This is a genomic window from Kitasatospora sp. NPDC017646, assembly GCF_044329365.1.
Taxonomy (GTDB): Bacteria; Actinomycetota; Actinomycetes; order Streptomycetales; family Streptomycetaceae; genus Kitasatospora.
This window is the reverse complement of record NZ_JBIRJC010000156.1, coordinates 1-1,079: the sequence shown is the minus strand read 5'-3', so window position 1 is coordinate 1,079 and position 1,079 is coordinate 1. Positions and strand designations below refer to the sequence as shown.

1 protein-coding gene and 1 pseudogene are annotated in these 1,079 nt (G+C 69.0%); both read left to right on the top strand.

Features of this window, described 5'->3' with window-relative positions; genetic code table 11:
- The first annotated feature begins 198 nt into the window (after positions 1 to 198).
- A complete protein-coding gene (locus ACH4J0_RS43350) occupies positions 199 to 660 on the top strand; it encodes a hypothetical protein (RefSeq protein ID WP_396246678.1) in 462 nt (153 codons plus the stop codon).
- A gap of 58 nt (positions 661 to 718) precedes the next feature.
- Positions 719 to 1,079 (top strand): annotated as a pseudogene (locus tag ACH4J0_RS43345) (IS5/IS1182 family transposase); the annotation flags it as partial.

Below are 1,079 nucleotides of genomic sequence, written 5' to 3'. Positions count from 1 at the left end.
TGAGAATTTTTCATCCTGAAGTTGCAGGTCACGGGGCTGGCGTGGGTCGCGGCTGGGGTGCTCGTGCCGGTCGGGGGCGTGATCGTTAGCAGGTGATCGTCTGTCGTGTGGTGGGTTCGCGGGAATCGCGGTGACGGCCGCGGGCGGCTCGTAGGCTCCGTGGAGGTTCGGGGAGGGGTTGCTCGTGGATGTTTTGGTGTGGGTGATGCAGCGGCGGGTGGTGCTGGCCGATCGGGCGGAGCGGCTACGCAAAGAGCCGCCGAGATCGACGCCGAAGTCGCCCGACTGGAGGCGGCGGAGGTGGTGTTCGGGCAGTTCGCCGACGCCCGGCGGACCGGGAAGGTCGACGACCCGGCCATGGCCGAGGAGTTCGAGCGGGTCACGATCTCACCGGGGGCGGGCGGGATGCTGCTGGTCCCGCACCGCGAGGAAGGCATGGACACGAGCGCACTGCCCGTGGACTACCAGACGATCATGAAGATCGTGGCCGGGGCGTCGCAGCCGGTTCCGGCCAAGGACGTCAGCGTCGAGCTCGGCAGGGGCACCGGCCCCGGGCAGGTCGAGCCGGTGCGCGACAAGCTCAGGCGTCTGACGGACCGGGGCTGGCTACACCGAACTCCCGCCGGACGTTTCACCGCACTGCCCGCTTCTGCCGCATAACCGGTTCCGACTGGATTTCGGCGTAACGCATGGGCCCCCGGCGAGAGTTGGGGATTCCATGCGAAAGAAGACCAGCCCCGCCGAGGGCCCTGACGGCCTTGTCTACCAGTGCCGTCTGTCGTTGTCGAGCGCCACCCTGGAGATGGTCGCCGACTTGATCCGCGCCCATCTGAAGAAGATCGGCTCCCGGTGGCGCAAACTGCCGCCTGGGAAGATCGCCCTGATCGTCCTCGCGGCCCTGCGGCACGACCAGCGGCTTTCCGACATGGCCGGCGGCAACGACGTCTCCGCCTCCACCGTGCGCCGCTGGCTGCTGGAGGTCATCGCCCTGCTCGCCGCCCGCGCCCCGCGCCTGGAGCGGGCGCTGAAGAAGGTCACCCGATCGGGTGGCGAGGTGGTGTTGATCGACGGCACCCTCG